Below are 16,647 nucleotides of genomic sequence, written 5' to 3'. Positions count from 1 at the left end.
ACGCGCGCCTGTTGCGGATCATTCCGCGGCGGCGGCCTTGTTCGTCATCTGATCAAGAGCGTTCGCAATCTTGCCCAGCGTTTCATCGGCGCCGGTGATGTCATAGCGCGCGGCCAGCGCATCGGGCGCGAGATAGCCGATCTTCGTTTCCTCACCATCCTGCCAGACCAGGACGCGCAGGGGCAGATCCAGCGCCACGCGCGGATTGGCCTGCATCAGCAACGTGCCAAGGGCCGGGTTGCCGAAGATCAGCACCGTCGCGGGTTTCATTTCAAGCCCGGCCTCGGCGGCGGCGGCCTGGTGATCCACCCGCGCCAGCAGCGTGGCGGGGCTGTCCGCGACCGCCGCTTCAAGCCGATCGGCGGTTGTGGCGACATCATCGGGACTGGACTTGACCACCCATTCATCCGCGTTGGCGACACCCGTCGCGGCGGCGAGGCAGAGCGAGATCGCGGCAATCAGTTTACGCATGGCATTGTTCCTTTGCTGTTCTGGCGGCAAGCCCAGCTTGCGCCGTCGCGACGCGGATTGCCAGCCGCGATCGGGTTCGCGAAGGGGCGCCGATCAGGGCTTGCGCGGTCAGTGCTGGCAATCGGCGCCGGTTTTGCCTCAGATAGCGACATGAGCGTTCCCGAATCCGATCATCCCGAAATCCTGCTGCTGGGTGGCGGCCATGCGAATCTTCTGGCGGCACCGCTTCTTCGCAAGGCCCTGCCCGATGCCCGGATTCTGCTGATCGACGCGGCCCCCGACGCGGTCTATTCGGGAATGATCCCCGGACTGGTGGCCGGGCATTATGGCCCGGACGAACCGCGTGTCGCACTGACGGATTTTGCCGCCAGGAACGGCATCCGCTTTCTGCAAGGGCGCGTCGCCGGTGTTGATCCGACGACGCGGCAGATCGCGCTGGCGGATGGCGCACAGATCGCCTACGGGCTTGCGGCTCTGGATCTGGGCAGTCACACCGCGATGCCCGGACTTGCGGGCTTTGCCCGCCACGCAGTGCCGATAAAGCCGCTGGCGGGCTTTACCGCCCGCCTGTCGCTGATGCCGACGGGCAGCAATGCGGCGATCATTGGCGGCGGCATTGCGGGTGCCGAAATGGCGCTGGCCCTGGCCTGCCGGCTGACCGGCGGCGTCACGCTGATCGAGGCCGGGCCCGACATCGCGGCAAGTCTGGGCCGGCGGACGCGTTCGCGGCTGCGGTCGGCGCTGGACCGGGCCCGCGTGCAGGTCTTGACCGGGGCGACGGTCGCTTCGGTCGAGGCCGACGCCGTGGTGCTGGCCGACGGGCGCAGGATCGCCGGCCAGGTGACCATCGGTATCGCGGGCGCGCGGCCGCAGGACTGGCTGGCGCGCGATCTTCCCGCGGATGGCGCGGGTTTCGTGCGGGTCCTGCCGACGCTTCAGGTCGAGGGGCATCCAACCCTGTTCGCCGCCGGGGATTGCGCCGCGATGATCCACGCCCCGCGCCCCAAGGCCGGCGTCTTCGCGGTGCGGCAGGCCCCGGTCCTGGCGCGAAATCTGGTGGCCGCGTATCATGGACGACCGCTTCTGCACTATGATCCGCAGCGCGACTATCTCAAGATCATCTCGCTGGGTGGACGGACCGCGCTGGCCGAATGGTACGGGCTGACTTTGCATGGCCGCTGGCTGTGGCGGTGGAAGGACCGGATCGACCGCCGCTTCATGGACAGGCTTCAGGGCTGATCGCAGGTACCGTCACCAAGCCTGATCTGCGCCAGTACCGGATAATGATCCGAGGGCCAGCGCCCGCCCGGATTGTCGCGCAAGGCGACCGGTCGGTCCGTCAGCACGCTGTCGCAATCATACAGCACATGGTCGATCGCGCCGAACAGGTTCAGGCCGCGGCCGAAATGGAAACTGGATCCGCGCACCGGTGTCAGCGACAGGCCCGCGCCGCGAAGAATGTCGGCTGTGGCAGAGCCCGCCATCGCGTTCAGATCCCCCGCCACCACCACATGTTCGCCCGCAGCCAGCCAAGGCGCGATCCGGCTGGCCACCAGCCGCGCCGAGCGCAGCCGGTTCTGGCCGCTGCGAAAATCGAAATGGACGTTGACAAGGCGCAGGCTCTGTCCGGTCTCGAGGTCCGTAAAGCGCGCCCAGGATGCAAAAGCGGGCCATGAGCCGTCGAAGCTGCGCGAATAGATCACCTCGGGCGTGTCGGAAAAGAAGAACCACCCCTGTTCCTCGGGCCGCAGGCGGTCCTTGCGATAAAAGATCGGCTGGGTCGAGGGAAAGTTGCGCCAGTCGCCGCTGGCCGCGGCGGCGAAATCCGGCATCGCGGCCAGCAGGTCATCGCGCGCCAGATTGACGCTGCCGTCGCTGCCGTGCCGAAAGCTTTCCATTTCCTGAAACGCGATCAGGTCGGCGTCGAGGCGGCCCAGCACCTCGGCGGCCGCGCCGCGCCGCCTCTGCCAGCCCGCTGCCGACCAGCGATCGTCGTCACTCGCCGCCAAGGCGATGTAATGGATGTTCATCGTCGCGATACGCAGCGTGCCGGGACGCGGCGGCGGAACCGGGCCACCGCGCGAATTCCACGCTTGCAATCCGGCGCCCAGAACCAGGATCGCCATCACGGCACCCGCGAGACACCGAATAATCCATCGCGAAGACATCGTGCCAAGGTGACGGGAATCGCGCCGCTGTCAATTCACGCTGTCTTGCGACGCCCAGTGCCGCGCGCTGAAGCAAGGCTTGTAACATTTCGGCCCGTCCCGTCGAATGGGACAGGACTACCCCTGGCCTGCAAGGCCGCGAAAGACAGGAGAGACCGTGGACAGACGCAGCTTTCTGATCGCGACCGCCGCGGCCGCATCGGCCACGACCGCCGCCCTGCCTGCCGCCGCGCAATCACCGCGGATGGTGCCGGTGGCCTTCGATGCGCGCTGGCGGGCGCTGACCTTTCCGGGCCGGACGCCGACGCGCTATAAGCTGGGCGGAACGACATTGACGATCGAGGCGGATGCAAGCTCGTCGCTGATCTACCGGCCGGCGCCGGACGCCGCGCGCGGCGCCACGACCGCCCGCTGGTCCTGGTCGGTCTCGGCCAGCGTTCCGCCGACCGATCTGTCGCGCAAGGGGGGCGACGACCGCAATCTGTCTGTCTATTTCGTCTTCATGGATCCGCAGGCGGCGGCGCGGCTGTCACCCGACACCTCGCCCCGCCGGCTGCTGGCCAACCGTTCGGCGCGGGCGCTGATCTATGTCTGGGGGGGCCAGCGGGCGCCGGGCAGCCTGATTCCCAGCCCCTACATGCGCGGGCGCGGGGTGACGGTGGTGCTGCGCGGGCCGGGGACGGGTCGGGCCCAGGCGCGTGTGGACCTGGCCGCCGATCATGCAAGCGCCTTCCGCACCGCGCCGGGCGTTCTGGTGGGGCTGGCAGTCTCGGCCGACAGCGACGATACCGACACAGCGCTGCGCGCCAGCCTGTCGAATCTGGCTTTGGGATAGATCGGCCGGGCGCCGCTTGGGCACGCCCGTCCCTGCAGACCGTCGCGCGTCAGGGCTCTCCTCGACCGAAAGTCTTCCATCCCATGCGCCAGCGCAGCACCGTGGTCAGGGCGCAGGCCGCCGCGAAGATGCAGGCCAGGATGGGAAACCGGCCCGGCAGCAGGCACATGAGCAGGAAGATGACGATCGTTTCGAAGCCTTCGGTCAGCCCGCCCAGATAATAGATCCCCTTCTGCGGAAAGGCCGATGCTTCCCGGCCCCGTTTGGCGGCAATGGCGGCAAAGGCCAGAAACGACGAACCCGTGCCCACGAAGGCAGCAATCAGTGCCGCGGCCGGCAGCGCGTTCGCTGCCGGATCGTTCAGCGCGAAGCCCAGCGGAACCAGGGCGTAAAAGACGAAATCCAGCGCGATGTCCAGGAACGCCCCGCGATCGGTCGGACCCGCGATCCGCGCCACCGCGCCGTCCAGCCCGTCCATCGTGCGATTGACGACGATCAGCACGGCCGCCGCGGCGAACCATCCCGCAGCCAGGGCCGGAATGGCCAGCAGCCCCACCGCAAACCCGGCCAGGCTGATCGCGTCGGCGCCGATGCCACGCTCGGACAGGGCCTGTGCCAGCGGACGCATCGCCGCGCGTTGCAGCGGCAGAAGCTGGGCGTCGATCATCCGCGCCTCCAGCGGTGGAACCGCTCTGCCAGCGCCAGCGCGCGCGCGTCCACATGGGCGCGGCGCCAGACGCCGGCGACGGATTTGCCGGCCTCGGCCCAGGTCGGATAGATGTGGATGGTGCCGAGGATCCTGTTCAGCCCCAGCCCGTGTTTCATCGCCAGCACGAATTCCGCGATCAGATCGCCGGCATGGTCGCCGACGATGGTCGCGCCCAGGATGCGATCCTTGCCCGGCGGCGTCAGAACCTTGACGAAACCCCGCGCCGCGCCATCGGTGATGGCCCGGTCCAGATCGGCCAGATCGAAGCGCGTCACCTCGACCGCGATACCCTTTTGCCGTGCCTCGGCCTCGGACAATCCGACGCGGGCGACTTCGGGGTCGGTAAACGTGGCCCAGGGAATCACCCGGTAATCGGCCTTGAAGCGCTTGAGCACGCCGAACAGGGCATTGATGCTGGCAAACCAGGCCTGGTGCGAGGCCGTATGCGTGAACTGGAACGGACCCGCCACGTCGCCCGCCGCCAGGATGTTGGGAAACCGCGTTTCCAGATATTCGTTCGTCTCGATCGTGCGATCGGCCGCGATGCCAAGCCGGTCCAGGCCGAACCCTTCCAGCCGGGCGCTGCGCCCCACCGCGACGATGATCCGGTCAAAGGGAATGCGGGTGGTCGCGCCATCCTTTTCGACCTCGATCCATGTCTCACCATTGTCTCTGCCGCAGCCTGTGGATTTGTGTCCGGTCAGCACGGTCACGCCATCGGCCCGCAATGCGGATGATACCAGCTCTGCCACTTCGGGATCCTCGCGCAGCATCAGCCGGGGCGCCATCTCGATCTGCGTCACCTGCGATCCCAGGCGGGCGAAAGCCTGTGCCAGCTCGCAGCCGATCGGGCCGCCGCCCAGGACGACCAGACGGCGCGGCGCATGATCCTGCCCCCGCAGCCGGGTCCACAGATCGTCCGAGGTCAGCGGCTCGACCATATCCAGTCCGGGCAGCGGCGGCAGGAAAGGCCGCGCCCCGGTGGCGATGATCACGGCGCGCGTGGTCAGACGCCGGGTTTCGCCATTCTTGCCACTTGTCTCGACGGTCCAGGGGTCGATCAGGCGGGCATGGCCCTTCAGCACCTCGACGCCAAGCCCGGTATAGCGCTCGACGCTGTCATGAGGGGCGATCGTGGCGATCACCTCGTGGATCCGTTCCATGATCGCGCGGAACGGGATGTCCGGTTGCGTGTCGGCCAGTCCCCAGCGGCTTGCATGACGCATCTGATGGGCCAGTGTCGCGCTGCGGATCAGCGCCTTGGAGGGCACGCAGCCATAGTTCAGGCAATCGCCCCCCATGCTGCCCGCCTCGATCAGGGTCACACGCGCCTTGGTCGCCGCCGCGATATAGGCCGAGACCAGCCCGGCCGATCCGGCCCCGATCACGATCAGGTTGCGATCGAACCGCCGCGGCCGACGCCAGCCGGCATGGACGCGGCGCCACCGGACCAGCCCCAGCACCGCCCGCGCCGACCAGGGAAAGACGGCCAGCGCCGCGAAAGAGAACAGGACCGGCGCCGAAACGATGCCTGACAGGCTTTCAAGCCCGGCCAGCCGGGTGCCCGCATTCACGTAGACGGCCGTGCCCGCCAGCATCCCCAGCTGGCTGATCCAGTAAAAGCTCCAGATCGGGATCAGGGTCAGCCCCATGAGCAGATTGACCGCGAAGAACGGAACCACCGGGATCAATCGCAGCGAGAACAGGTAGAAGGCGCCGTCGCGCGCCAGGCCCTTGTCGATCCTGTCCGCCCGCGCGCCAAGCCGCGCCCGCACCCAGTCCCGCGCCAGATAGCGCGCCACCAGAAAGGCCAGCGTCGCCCCCATGGCCGAGGCGAAAGAGACCAGCAGCAGCCCCTGCCAGAAGCCGAACAGCGCCCCGGCGGCCAATGTCATCCAGACCGCCAGCGGCAGGGACAGCGCGGTCACGGCGACATAGGCCACAAGAAAGGCCACCGCCAGCGCCAGCGGACGAGATTGCCGCAATTCGGTGAACCCGGCCAGATGGCCGCGCAGGGCATCGACGCCAAGATCCTGATCGCGCAACAGCCACAACGCCGCCCCGACAAGGACCGCAAGGATGACGAGAAAGGCGGTTTTTTTCACGACTGCTCCTTCGTTGGCCGTGGCGGGCAGTTCGTCCTGTCTTCCGATTTCGTTACAGGAACAGCGAAACCGCGCGGCGGTCGCGGGCCTTGTCTGCGCGTAAAGGCAAGCAAAGGCTGCGACCGGCAGCCTTTCGGCCGTCACGGATCACGCCGCCTTCGGAATGATCGTTCCGACCGGAAGCAGAGGCAGATTGCAGCACCTCGAGTCCCGACAAGGGGAACCGGTCACGACCAAGAACCTGCCATGATCAACCCGGCCAGGCCTCGGCGATCCTTCGCGCCAGGCTGGACAGATCGGCCGCGACCAGATCGGGCTGCGGCACGGAGCGGCCCGGCAGCGGTGCATTCACGCCGTGGGTGACAAGCGCGCCCTTGCCGCCCATGGCCTGCAAGCCCATCGTGTCCCAGACATGGCACGCCACCAGACACAGATCGCGCGGCGTGACGGCCAATGCGTCGGCGACAAGCCGGTAGGTCTGCGGCGCGGGCTTGAAACGTCCGGTCGGCGCGACGCTGAAGGATCTTTCGAAATAGCCGCCCAGGCCTGCGCGATCCAGCGCCGAGGGGCCATCCGAGGGCGGCGAATTCGTCAGCGTCACCATGCGGAACCCGAGGTCGCGCAGGTAATCCAGCGCCTCGGCCGCATCCGGATGCGCCGGCAGCGATCCCAGGGCGCGCGCCAGGGCAGCCCTGTCGCGGTCGGTGATCGCGATGCCACGGATGGTTCCCATCATCTCCAGCACCGAAACCGCCAGCGCGGCGAAATTCTCGCGCGCGCCGATCAGGGTCAGCGTCTGCGAATACAGGATCAGTTGGGCGAACCAATCGCGCATCACGGCGCGATCGCCGAAAATCTCCTGGAACACCGGCCCCAGGTGGTCGAGGTCCAGAAGCGTCTCGTTCACGTCGAAGACAAGGATCGGGCGTTGTGTCGTCATCGGGGCTTCCATTGCCGCAGTCGCGTTGCTTCAGCCTGAACCGAAAACCGTGCCGCCGTAAACCGTTTTTGGTCGGGCCATGCCGGCGAACACAATCGTCAAGCCCGCCTCGCCGCCCGGGCCGAGCTCCGCCGCACTTGCGGGGCTATCGTGCATCCCCTACATCTTGCAGCAAGCGACAGAGGACAGCGCCATGGCGATGGAAGCCCACGAAATCGAAGCCCTCATCCGGGCCGCCTTCCCCGATGCGCGGATCACGATCACCGATCTGGCCGGCGACGGCAACCATTTCGCGGCCGAGGTCATCGACGAAAGCTTCCGGGGTCAGAACCGCGTCCAGCAGCAGCGCGCCGTCTATGCCGCGCTGAAGGGCAGGATGGACGGCAATGCGGGCGAACTGCACGCCCTGGCGCTGACAACCAAGGCCCCCGATTGACGCCCCTGCCCCACCCGGGGCTTCGGCCGCGCGACAGAAAGGACAAATCAGATGAGCGACGTCAAGGACAAGATCCAGGACCTGATCGATACCAGCGATGTGGTGCTGTTCATGAAGGGCACGAAGGAAATGCCGCAATGCGGGTTTTCCAGCCGCGTCGCCGGCGTGCTGAACTACATGGGCGTCGATTACCGCGACGTGAACGTGCTGGCCGATGACGGCATCCGTCAGGGCGTCAAGGATTTCTCGGAATGGCCGACGATTCCGCAGCTTTATGTGAAGGGCGAATTCGTGGGCGGCTGCGACATCGTGACCGAAATGACGTTGTCGGGCGAACTGGATCAGCTTTTCGACAAGCAGGGCGTCGGCTATGACAAGGACGCGGCCGCGAAAATTCGCGAGGCAAATGCCTGAAGGGCCTGAAGCGCATGATATTTCCGGGCGCCGCGCGATCTTCTCGCGCGGCGCCCTTTGCGATGGGCCGAAGCTTTTCCCTTTTGACCTTGTCCGGAAAGCTGCCTAACCTGCGCCCACCAAGAAAATGTCCCAGGGAGGGGAAACATGACAATCCGCAACAAGATCGCCTGCCTCGCGGCGGGCGTGGCGCTGACGGCCGCGCCGCTGACGGCTTCGGCGCAGGAATTCATCAATATCCTGACCGGCGGCACCTCGGGCGTCTATTACCCGGTCGGTGGCGCGCTGTCGAAGATTTACAGCGACGGCATCGAGGGTGCCAAGGTTCAGGTCCAGTCCACCAAGGCCAGCGTCGAGAACCTGAACCTGCTGCAGCAGGGCAAGGGCGAGATCGGTCTGGCGCTTGGCGACTCCGTCAAGCTGGCGGCCGAGGGCAGCGCCGATGCCGGTTTTCCGCAGCCGCTGGACAAGCTGCGCGGAATTTCGGCCATGTATCCGAACTTCATCCAGATCGTCGCCAGCAAGGAATCCGGCATCAAGACGCTGGCGGATCTGAAGGGCAAGGCGCTGTCGGTGGGCGCGCCGAAATCGGGAACCGAACTGAATGCGCGCGCGATCCTGGCCGCCGCCGGGATGAGCTATGACGATCTGGGCCAGGTCGAATATCTGCCCTTTGCGGAATCGGTCGATCTGATGAAGAACCGTCAGCTTGACGCGACGCTGCAATCTGCCGGGCTCGGCGTGGCCTCGCTGAAGGATCTGTCCACCTCGATCCCGATCACCGTGGTCTCGGTGCCCGCCGATGTTGCCGAAAAGCTGGGCGCGCCCTATGTGGCCGAGAACATCCCCGCCAACACCTATGACGGCCAGAACGAGGCCGTGCCTACCGTCGCCGTCATCAATTTCCTGGTCAGCAGCAGCAATGTCAGCGACGATCTGGCCTATCAGATGACCAAGCTGTTGTATGAAAACCTGGACGAGTTGAAGGCCGCCCATGCTGCGACCGCCAGCATCGACGTGCAGAACGCGCTGAAGGGGATGCCGATTCCGGTCCATCCCGGGGCGCAGAAATACTACGACGAAGTCGGCGTGAAGGCCGAATGATGGTCTGACCGGGCCGGGATCGTCCCGGCCCGGTCCCTGAAGCGGGATCCCCGAATGACCACAGCGCAACAGCACGCCGCACCGGCGGGCGATCCCGATCTGGGGCTTCACGACCCGCTGGCCGAAAGCTTTCCGCCCGGCTTCGAGGGGCGGCTTCTGTTCTGGATCGCTGTCGCCTTCTCGCTTTACCAGATCGCGATCGCGGCCCATCTGATCACCCTGTCCAGCCAGATCCAGCGCGCGTTGCATCTGGGCTTTCTGATGCTGCTCGGGTTTCCGCTGCTGGCGGCCCTGCGCGGGCGAACCGGCCTGCTGCCGAAGACGCTGGCCTGGGTGATGGCCGGCGCCGGCGTTCTGGTCGCCGGCTATCAATGGGTGGAATACGTTCCGCTGATGATGCGGTCGGGGATGCTGAACCGGACCGATATCGTGATCGGCATCATCGCCCTGATCGCCACCTTTGCTGCCGCCTACGCGGTAATGGGGCCGGCGCTTCCGATCGTGGCCGGATTGTTCCTGATCTATGCCCTGTTCGGGCAGTATTTTCCCGGACCCATGGTCACGCGCGGCTATGATCTGGGCCAGGTTGTCGAACAGATGGCCTATGGCACCGAAGGTATCTACGGCACGCCGCTCTATGTCAGCACGACCTATATCTTCCTGTTCATCCTGTTCGGATCCTTTCTGGAAAAGGCCGGGATGATCAAGCTGTTCACCGACGTGTCGCTGGGCATGGTCGGGCACAGGATGGGTGGTGCGGCGAAGGTTTCGGTGATCTCGTCGGGGCTGATGGGTACGATTTCGGGGTCCGGCGTGGCCAATGTCGTCACCACCGGGCAGTTCACGATTCCGCTGATGAAACGCTTCGGCTATCGCGCGGCCTTCGCCGGCGGGGTCGAATCCACCGCCTCTATGGGCGGGCAGATCATGCCGCCGGTGATGGGGGCGGTCGCCTTCATCATGGCCGAGACATTGGGCGTCGCCTATGTCGAGATTGTCCGCGCCGCGATCATTCCCGCCATCCTCTATTTCGCCAGCGCCTTCTGGATCGTCCATCTCGAGGCCGGACGCCGTAACCTGCGCGGCATGGCAAAGGAGGATCTGCCCTCGGCCGTCGCGGCCCTGCGCGAGAACTGGTATCTGCTGCTGCCGCTGGCAATGCTGGTCTATCTGCTGTTCTCGGGCTATACGCCGCTTTTCGCGGGCACGGTGGGTCTGGGCCTGACGATCATGCTGATCCTTGGCACATCCGCCGCGCTTGGCCTGCCTTCGATGGTGCTGAAGGTGATCTTCTGGATCGGCCTCGGCCTGGTCGCGGGCAGTTTCCTGCGTTTCGGAAACACGGCCCTGTGGGGCGGCATCGGCGCGCTGCTGGCCTGGAACCTGTTGTCCAGAGGCGGACGCGAGACCATCCGTCAGGTCATCGACAGCCTTGCCGAAGGCGCCAAGACCGCCCTGCCGGTGGGCGTCGCCACCGCGCTGGTCGGCGTCATCATCGGCACCATGACCCTGACGGGGGCGGCCAACACATTCGGAATCTACATCGTCTCGGTCGGGCAGAACAGCCTGATCCTGTCGCTGATCCTGACCATGCTGACCTGTATCGTTCTTGGCATGGGGATTCCGACGATCCCGAACTATATCATCACCTCGACCATCGCCGCGCCCGCGTTATTGCAATTGGGCGTGCCGCTGATCGTCAGCCACATGTTCGTCTTCTATTTCGGCATCCTCGCCGACCTGACGCCGCCGGTCGCGCTGGCCTGTTTCGCGGCCGCGCCCATCGCCAGGGAAAACGGCCTGAAGATCAGCATGGAGGCGCTGAAGGTCGCAGCGGCAGGCTTCGTCATTCCCTTCATGGCCGTCTATACGCCCGCCCTGATGCTGCAAGACGGGGGGCCGCTGGTCGCATCTGTCGGATTTGCCCCTGCCGTGGCCTATATCGTCGGCAAATCCGTGCTGGCCATCGGGCTGTGGGGCGTGGCGGTGATCGGCTGGCTGGGACACAGGCTGCCCGTCTGGCAGCGGCTGCTGGCCGCGGCTGCCGCCTTTACCATGATCGCCGCCCTGCCCCTGACCGACGAGATCGGCTTTGCGCTGGCCGCCTTGTTTGCAGGGGTCTGGTGGCTGCGGACGCGTGCGGCATGAGCGGCTGTCTGCTGGCGGGAATGGTGACGCTGGCGCTTTCCGGGGCCGATTTCCGTCTGGAATGGACCCATTCGGTCGAGCGGCAGATCTGGCGCGAGGAGTGGCGGATCGAGGGCGACAAGCTGGTGCTTGCCGGCGCCGCGATCAAGGGTTCGGGCGCGGGGATGGAGCCTGGGCCTGATGCGCGCCTGGTCGATGGATGGTGGGTCTGGACGCCGGATCTTCCACCCCGGGACAAGCTGATCCTGGCGGCAAGTGGGGCAACCGGGGGCGGTTGGCGGATCTGCGACGACGCGACCTGCCGCGAAATCGGCATGGCCCGTTCCGACCCCATCATCTTGCGGCCCTGCCCCTGATCCATACCAGACAGAGATTCGCGGGCTTGATCTAAATTGAGTTGATCAAAAGACGCCGAGATGGAAAGGTGGACGCATGATGACTCAATCCGGCTACAGTTTCATCGTGATCGAACGCGATACCTTCGTGGCCCGCGACATGTGCGCCGGCCTTCTCGCCGCCTGTCCCGGCTGTGACGTGATTCATCTGCGCTTTCCGTCCGAGCTTGTTTCGCAGGTATCACCGAGTGCCGATGAGGTTCCCGTGATCGTCACGAAGATGAACGTGCAGGAGGTCGAGGATAGCGGCCTTGCCGATTGGGCAATCGCGAACGGCGCAGAAATCGTCATCCGAGCCGGCGACGACCCCGTGACCGAGGTGATACGGAAAGGCTGGCGCAGCCTGACCTCGCCATTCACGCGCGAGGATCTGAGCCATCTGGTCAATTCCCTGACTGGCCTTCGCCGCGCAGGCTGAGCGGCGAAGTCTTTATCTACATCAGATCGTCGTCGTCGAAGACGGTCTTGGGTCCTTGCCGCCGTTCCTGCAACTTGGCTGCCAGCGTGACCCCGATCGCGAAAGCCCCGATCAACTTGGCCATGCTGCCGGCATTGCTGTCTGCAGCCCGTTTCGCGCCGTCCCTGACCTGCCCCGCATCCGCCTTGGCACGAGCCATGTTCTGGGGCGTGATCCCGACCGACCGTGCCAAGCCGTAGAATCGCTGCCCGGTATCATCGGCAATCCTGCCGACCCGATCGCCCGCATCGTCCAGCAGGGATTGCGCGCGGCTGCCCGCCAAATCGACCAGACGCGAAGCTTCGGTGCGGGCGCGCTCGACAGCGGCGTCGGTGGCCAGCGTCACGCGCGCCTCGACCTCGCGCTTCAGGTCGTCCGTGGTCGGCATCGCGTGACGCTGACGGTTGGAAACCATCAGCAGAATCAATGCGATCGCCACGAATCCGCCGCCGATGGCGAGGGATGCCAACATCGGACCCCAGCCGAGATTGATCGCGAGATACGACCATAATGCCGCGATCAGAAAGCCGGCGCCGATCGCCAGGATCAGCCCGGCCACAACCTTCATCACCGTCCGTCTTGCGGAATCCTTGGCGGCCAGTTGCAGCCGGTTGACATAATCGAACATGCGGCCGACCTCAGCGACGTGCCAGGATCAATCCGACAAGGAAACCGACGCCCGCTGCGATCCCCAATGCCTGAGCCGGATGGCGCCGCACCATCTCGGATACCTCGTCATAGCGTTCCTCGGCATAATGGGCGACCTCGTTCGCCTTGCGCTGACCGGTCTCATAAAGGCGGTTCGCCTCTTCGCGGGCGCGTTCGGCATATTCCTCTCCGGCCTCACGGGCGCGGTTGGCATATTCGCGCCCCGTCTCGGCCAGATCGGCACCCCGTTCCTTGAGCCGGTCGATCCCGGCATTGTCACCAAGGTCGCGTGCCGTCCTGCGAACATCGTCGCCCACGCGGCCGGCCCCCTCGCGGAGATCATTCTTCGCCTCGCTGGCCGCAGCCTGAGCGTCGCGCTTCATCTTGTTGGCTGCATCGTCGGAATGGGTCATGATTTTCGTCCTTTCGTTGGCCTTGGTTGACCTTCGAAGCCACAACACAACTTGGCCAGCATTGTTCCGCAGTTTTCCGGTAAATTGTGCCGCTGCCCGGCCTTCCCTGTCGTGCCGCGGGAATGGGCGCATGGCAGCAACAGGCCGGGCCATCAGCCTGTGGCGGAAGCGGAAATTGCACGGAAGGAAGGATGGTACCGCCTCCCCGGCTTGAACGGGGGACCTCTGGATCCACAATCCAGCGCTCTGACCAACTGAGCTAAGGCGGCACGGGACTGGTCTGTAAACCCGGCCGCTGCGGGTTGCAAGCCCGACTTGCCGCGAATTGCGCGGCGCGCTACAGAATGTCAGCCAAGCGCGAGGAACCGTTTCCGTGAGCATCAACAGCCAAAGCACCATCGCCGCCAATCTTCAGGTCGGTCCAACCGATCAGGGCATGGTCCGGATCTATCTTGAAGCCGAGGGCCTGGATCTGCCGCTGGATTTCGATCCCGACGAGGCAACCGAGATTGCCGAGGAACTGCTTGCGGCCGCCGAAGCCGCGCGCAGCATGAGCCGCAAGGGCGGCAAGCCCCGCCGCTGACCCCTGTCGCCATCGGCAGCGGCATGGCCTCCGGCTCATGCGGTTCCGAAGCCGCTATCCCTGCCGGGAAACGCCGGACGCGCGGCGGGATCGTCATCCATCGCAGGCATTGAAACCGCGCACCCAGACCTTTCCTGTCCGATCGGGACAATCATCAACGGCCGCCCGTGAGGCGGCCGTCCCGATGCGTCTTGCGCAAGCGACGCCTAGTTGCCCCCAGACAATCCCGGCGGCGGGCTGCCGAAACCACCACCCAGACCGCCGCCAGGGCTGTCCTGGCCGGCCCCGGTCTGTCCGGTATTCGCGTCCGGGACCGGGTCGGGCGTCGGCGTTCCGGTGCCGCCCGGGGACGCGCCGAAATTCGGCGGGCCGCCGAGGCCCCCGCCCAGGCCGCCGCCCGGTTGACCGGATCCGCTGCCCGCGCCGGGCGATCCGCCGCCGAACGGTGATCCGCCCAGCCCGCCGAGACTGCCGAAACCACCGCCGGAATCGACCCCGCCGAAACCGCCCGAGGGGATCTCGATCTTGATGTTCGAGGTGTCCACCGGGGCGCCCTTGTAATGCATGACAAGCTGCGGAAAGGTGATCACCACCGCGATCATCACGATCTGGATGAAGACGAAAGGCACCGCGCCCCAATAGATCTGGCTGGTCTTGACCGGTTCCATCCGCAGTCCCGTCACCCGGTCCAGATAGGGCGCCTTGGGGGCGACCGATCGCAGGTAGAACAGCGCGAAACCGAAGGGCGGGTGCATGAAGCTGGTCTGCATGTTGACGCCCAGGATCACGCCGAACCAGATCAGGTCGATGCCAAGACTTTCGGCCGCGGGGGCCAGCAGCGGCACGATGATGAAGGCCAGTTCGAAGAAATCCAGAAAGAACGCCAGGATGAAGACCAGGAACGAGACGGCGATCAGAAAGCCGTATTCGCCGCCCGGCAACGAGGTCAGCAGTTCCTCGACCCACAGATGGCCGTTGACACCGTAGAAGGTCAGCGAAAAGACCCGGGCGCCGATCAGGATGAACATGACGAAGGCCGACAGCCGCGTGGTCGAGGCCAGCGCGGCGCTGATCACGCCCAGGCTCAGCCGGCGCTTGGCCCCGGCCAGGATCAGCGCGCCCACCGCCCCCATGGCCCCGCCCTCGGTCGGGGTGGCGACGCCCAAGAAGATGGTGCCGAGAACCAGGAAGATCAGCGCCAGCGGCGGGATCAGCACGATGATGACCTGCTGGGCCAGCCGCGACATCAGCCCGATCTTCAGGGTCTTGTCGATCACCGCGACGACATAGACGACGATCACTGCCAGCGCCGCCGCCAGGATGTCGGCGTCGTTGCCCTGCGTCGGATACAGCCACTTCCAGGACAGCCAGAAGACCGCGACCGTTCCCGCCAGCGCAACCAGCAGCGACATGACGCCCGAGCCCAGCGTCCGCGCCTCTTTCGGCAGCGCGGGAACCGAATGCGGGCGGATGATCGACATCACGAAGACATAGCCCAGGTAGATGCCGGTCAGCACCAGGCCGGGGATCAGCGCGCCCTTGTACATGTCGCCCACCGAACGGCCCAGCTGGTCGGCCAGGATGATCAGGACCAGCGAGGGCGGGATGATCTGCGCCAACGTCCCCGAGGCCGCGATCGCCCCGGTCGCCACCCGGCGATCATAGCCATAGCGCAACATGATCGGCAGCGAGATCAGCCCCATCGCGATGACCGAGGCCGCGACGACGCCGGTCGTGGCCGCCAGCAGCGCGCCGACGATGATCACCGCATAGGCCAGACCGCCGCGCACGGGGCCGAACAGCTGGCCGATCGTGTCCAGCAGATCCTCGGCCATGCCGGATTTTTCCAGCACGATCCCCATGAAGGTGAAGAAGGGCACGGCCAGCAATGTCTCGTTGGCGACGACGCCTCCGAAGAATCGGTCGGGGATCGCCCGAAGCAGTGGCCATGACAGGTTGATGCTGCCGTTCGACAGCGGTGCAAGCTCGACCCCGATGACAAAGAACAACAGCCCGTTCGCGCCAAGCGCGAAGGCCACGGGATAGCCGATCAGCAAGAAGACGATCAGCGAGACGAACATGATCGGCGCCATGTTCTGCGCAATGAGTTCCATCATCCGCGGTCATCCTTGCGGCCCGAGCCGTCCTTCGGCAGGTCCGTCAGCGGATGGTCCGGATCCGCAAATCCGGCCTGGTCGATCAGGCCGGGGTCCATCTCCAGCGGCACGTGATGGCCGGCATCGGGGAAGGGATCGGGGATCACGCCGCGCATGACGGCGATCTTCTTGATGATCTCGGACAGACCCTGAAACAGCAACAGCACGAAACCCGCGAACAACAGCGACTTGGCCGGCCACAGGATCAGCCCGCCCGCGTTCATCGACACCTCGCCCGAGTTGATGCTGCGCAGGAGCCAGGGATACATGTAGTAAAGCGCGACCAGAACGACCGGCATCAGAAAGAAGATCGTGCCCAGAAGGTCGATCCAGTGCTGAACCCGCCGCGACCAGGCGCCATAGATGATGTCGATGCGGATATGTTCGTTTTCCAGCAGCGTATAGGCCGCCGCCAGCAGGAATGCGCCGCCATAGAGATACCATTGCAATTCCAGCCAGGCATTCGACGAAATGCTGAACATCTTGCGCACGACCGCGTTGGTCGCGCTGACGAAGATCGCCAGCAGGATCAGCCACGATGCACTGCGCCCGATCAGCGTGTTGACGCGGTCGATGCCGCGCGACAGGGCCAGTAGGCCGCCCATTGAACTATCCTCCCTCACATCGCCGCCGCAGGGGCGACGAGGCCGGTTTCTCCGACCGGT

18 protein-coding genes and 1 tRNA gene are annotated in these 16,647 nt (G+C 65.6%); 9 read left to right on the top strand and 10 right to left on the bottom strand.

All coding sequences use genetic code 11. The annotated features are described in order from the left end of the window. Positions 1-18: 18 nt before the first annotated feature. Positions 19-471 (bottom strand): DUF302 domain-containing protein, encoded by a 453-nt coding sequence (locus tag AC13CR_RS03050; protein WP_292956059.1) that lies wholly within the window; start codon positions 469-471, stop codon positions 19-21. Between the two features lie 150 nt (positions 472-621). On the opposite strand from AC13CR_RS03050, the gene AC13CR_RS03045 reads away from it, so the two are divergent. Then, positions 622-1,710 carry an FAD-dependent oxidoreductase gene (locus AC13CR_RS03045; RefSeq protein ID WP_292956056.1) on the top strand — a complete coding sequence of 363 codons (1,089 nt, stop codon included), beginning with the start codon at positions 622-624 and terminating at the stop codon, positions 1,708-1,710. Here the strand turns inward: AC13CR_RS03045 and AC13CR_RS03040 are convergent. Further along, complete coding sequence (locus tag AC13CR_RS03040; RefSeq protein WP_292956095.1) at positions 1,701-2,597, bottom strand: endonuclease/exonuclease/phosphatase family protein; 897 nt, start codon at positions 2,595-2,597, stop codon at positions 1,701-1,703. The two genes, AC13CR_RS03045 and AC13CR_RS03040, sit on opposite strands and share 10 nt — an antisense overlap. A gap of 199 nt (positions 2,598-2,796) precedes the next feature. Here AC13CR_RS03040 and AC13CR_RS03035 point away from each other — a divergent pair, with 199 nt between their 5' ends. Beyond that, positions 2,797-3,474 (top strand): DUF3047 domain-containing protein, encoded by a 678-nt coding sequence (locus AC13CR_RS03035; protein ID WP_292956053.1) that lies wholly within the window; start codon positions 2,797-2,799, stop codon positions 3,472-3,474. A gap of 49 nt (positions 3,475-3,523) precedes the next feature. On the opposite strand, the gene AC13CR_RS03030 is transcribed toward AC13CR_RS03035, so the two are convergent. From AC13CR_RS03030 to AC13CR_RS03020, 3 genes are all read right to left on the bottom strand, one after another. After that, a complete protein-coding gene (locus AC13CR_RS03030) occupies positions 3,524-4,141 on the bottom strand; it encodes a CDP-alcohol phosphatidyltransferase family protein (RefSeq protein ID WP_292956050.1) in 618 nt (205 codons plus the stop codon). After that, entirely contained in the window at positions 4,138-6,288 is a 2,151-nt protein-coding gene (locus tag AC13CR_RS03025) for an FAD-dependent oxidoreductase (RefSeq protein WP_292956047.1), read from the bottom strand. The genes AC13CR_RS03030 and AC13CR_RS03025 overlap by 4 nt, the downstream gene beginning before the upstream one ends. A 250-nt stretch (positions 6,289-6,538) precedes the next feature. After that, a complete protein-coding gene (locus tag AC13CR_RS03020; RefSeq protein ID WP_292956044.1) occupies positions 6,539-7,228 on the bottom strand; it encodes a haloacid dehalogenase type II in 690 nt (229 codons plus the stop codon). Between the two features lie 193 nt (positions 7,229-7,421). On the opposite strand from AC13CR_RS03020, the gene AC13CR_RS03015 reads away from it, so the two are divergent. The 6 genes from AC13CR_RS03015 (at position 7,422) to AC13CR_RS02990 (ending at position 12,143) form a co-directional block, all read left to right on the top strand. Next, positions 7,422-7,664, top strand: a complete 243-nt coding sequence (locus tag AC13CR_RS03015; protein ID WP_292956041.1) for a BolA/IbaG family iron-sulfur metabolism protein — start codon at positions 7,422-7,424, stop codon at positions 7,662-7,664. Positions 7,665-7,715: 51 nt separating this feature from the next. Next, on the top strand, positions 7,716-8,078 hold the full coding sequence (gene grxD, locus AC13CR_RS03010) for a Grx4 family monothiol glutaredoxin (protein ID WP_335662253.1): 363 nt from the start codon (positions 7,716-7,718) through the stop codon (positions 8,076-8,078). A gap of 147 nt (positions 8,079-8,225) precedes the next feature. Beyond that, positions 8,226-9,182 (top strand): TAXI family TRAP transporter solute-binding subunit, encoded by a 957-nt coding sequence (locus tag AC13CR_RS03005; protein ID WP_292956035.1) that lies wholly within the window; start codon positions 8,226-8,228, stop codon positions 9,180-9,182. A gap of 54 nt (positions 9,183-9,236) precedes the next feature. Beyond that, the gene (locus AC13CR_RS03000) at positions 9,237-11,330 is read left to right on the top strand and encodes a TRAP transporter permease (protein ID WP_292956032.1); all 2,094 of its coding nucleotides are present in this window, start codon (positions 9,237-9,239) and stop codon (positions 11,328-11,330) included. Then, entirely contained in the window at positions 11,327-11,686 is a 360-nt protein-coding gene (locus AC13CR_RS02995) for a DUF1850 domain-containing protein (RefSeq protein ID WP_292956029.1), read from the top strand. The genes AC13CR_RS03000 and AC13CR_RS02995 overlap by 4 nt, the downstream gene beginning before the upstream one ends. Before the next feature lie 76 nt (positions 11,687-11,762). Then, positions 11,763-12,143, top strand: coding sequence for a hypothetical protein (locus tag AC13CR_RS02990; protein WP_292956026.1), 381 nt, complete (start codon positions 11,763-11,765; stop codon positions 12,141-12,143). 16 nt (positions 12,144-12,159) lie between these two features. Here the strand turns inward: AC13CR_RS02990 and AC13CR_RS02985 are convergent, their stop codons facing one another. The 3 genes from AC13CR_RS02985 to AC13CR_RS02975 form a co-directional block, all read right to left on the bottom strand. Beyond that, the gene (locus AC13CR_RS02985) at positions 12,160-12,810 is read right to left on the bottom strand and encodes a phage holin family protein (RefSeq protein ID WP_292956023.1); all 651 of its coding nucleotides are present in this window, start codon (positions 12,808-12,810) and stop codon (positions 12,160-12,162) included. A 10-nt stretch (positions 12,811-12,820) separates the two neighbouring features. Continuing rightward, complete coding sequence (locus AC13CR_RS02980; protein WP_292956021.1) at positions 12,821-13,243, bottom strand: ElaB/YgaM/YqjD family protein; 423 nt, start codon at positions 13,241-13,243, stop codon at positions 12,821-12,823. Between the two features lie 192 nt (positions 13,244-13,435). After that, positions 13,436-13,512, bottom strand: a tRNA-His gene (locus tag AC13CR_RS02975). Positions 13,513-13,616: 104 nt separating this feature from the next. Here AC13CR_RS02975 and AC13CR_RS02970 point away from each other — a divergent pair. Beyond that, a complete protein-coding gene (locus AC13CR_RS02970) occupies positions 13,617-13,826 on the top strand; it encodes a DUF6324 family protein (protein WP_292956019.1) in 210 nt (69 codons plus the stop codon). A 206-nt stretch (positions 13,827-14,032) separates the two neighbouring features. On the opposite strand, the gene AC13CR_RS02965 is transcribed toward AC13CR_RS02970, so the two are convergent. Next, positions 14,033-15,943 (bottom strand): TRAP transporter large permease, encoded by a 1,911-nt coding sequence (locus AC13CR_RS02965; RefSeq protein ID WP_292956016.1) that lies wholly within the window; start codon positions 15,941-15,943, stop codon positions 14,033-14,035. Beyond that, positions 15,940-16,587 (bottom strand): TRAP transporter small permease subunit, encoded by a 648-nt coding sequence (locus AC13CR_RS02960; protein ID WP_292956013.1) that lies wholly within the window; start codon positions 16,585-16,587, stop codon positions 15,940-15,942. The genes AC13CR_RS02965 and AC13CR_RS02960 overlap by 4 nt, the downstream gene beginning before the upstream one ends. Between the last annotated feature and the right edge of the window lie 60 nt (positions 16,588-16,647).

It is taken from the genome of Paracoccus sp. L-17, assembly GCF_056857655.1.
This window is presented reverse-complemented; position numbering and strand designations above follow the sequence as displayed.

Bases quoted from the DNA above. Each gene is read 5' to 3' on its own strand.
- AC13CR_RS03000 (WP_292956032.1), top strand. From the start codon at position 9,237: ATGACCACAGCGCAACAGCACGCCGCACCGGCGGGCGATCCCGATCTG.
- AC13CR_RS03015 (WP_292956041.1), top strand. From the start codon at position 7,422: ATGGCGATGGAAGCCCACGAAATCGAAGCCCTCATCCGGGCCGCCTTC.
- AC13CR_RS02985 (WP_292956023.1), bottom strand. From the start codon at position 12,810: ATGTTCGATTATGTCAACCGGCTGCAACTGGCCGCCAAGGATTCCGCA.
- AC13CR_RS02965 (WP_292956016.1), bottom strand. From the start codon at position 15,943: ATGATGGAACTCATTGCGCAGAACATGGCGCCGATCATGTTCGTCTCG.
- AC13CR_RS03050 (WP_292956059.1), bottom strand. From the start codon at position 471: ATGCGTAAACTGATTGCCGCGATCTCGCTCTGCCTCGCCGCCGCGACG.
- AC13CR_RS03040 (WP_292956095.1), bottom strand. From the start codon at position 2,597: ATGGCGATCCTGGTTCTGGGCGCCGGATTGCAAGCGTGGAATTCGCGC.
- AC13CR_RS03020 (WP_292956044.1), bottom strand. From the start codon at position 7,228: ATGACGACACAACGCCCGATCCTTGTCTTCGACGTGAACGAGACGCTT.
- AC13CR_RS02990 (WP_292956026.1), top strand. From the start codon at position 11,763: ATGATGACTCAATCCGGCTACAGTTTCATCGTGATCGAACGCGATACC.
- AC13CR_RS02960 (WP_292956013.1), bottom strand. From the start codon at position 16,587: ATGGGCGGCCTACTGGCCCTGTCGCGCGGCATCGACCGCGTCAACACG.
- AC13CR_RS03005 (WP_292956035.1), top strand. From the start codon at position 8,226: ATGACAATCCGCAACAAGATCGCCTGCCTCGCGGCGGGCGTGGCGCTG.
- AC13CR_RS02995 (WP_292956029.1), top strand. From the start codon at position 11,327: ATGAGCGGCTGTCTGCTGGCGGGAATGGTGACGCTGGCGCTTTCCGGG.
- grxD (WP_335662253.1), top strand. From the start codon at position 7,716: ATGAGCGACGTCAAGGACAAGATCCAGGACCTGATCGATACCAGCGAT.
- AC13CR_RS03030 (WP_292956050.1), bottom strand. From the start codon at position 4,141: ATGATCGACGCCCAGCTTCTGCCGCTGCAACGCGCGGCGATGCGTCCG.
- AC13CR_RS03045 (WP_292956056.1), top strand. From the start codon at position 622: ATGAGCGTTCCCGAATCCGATCATCCCGAAATCCTGCTGCTGGGTGGC.
- AC13CR_RS02980 (WP_292956021.1), bottom strand. From the start codon at position 13,243: ATGACCCATTCCGACGATGCAGCCAACAAGATGAAGCGCGACGCTCAG.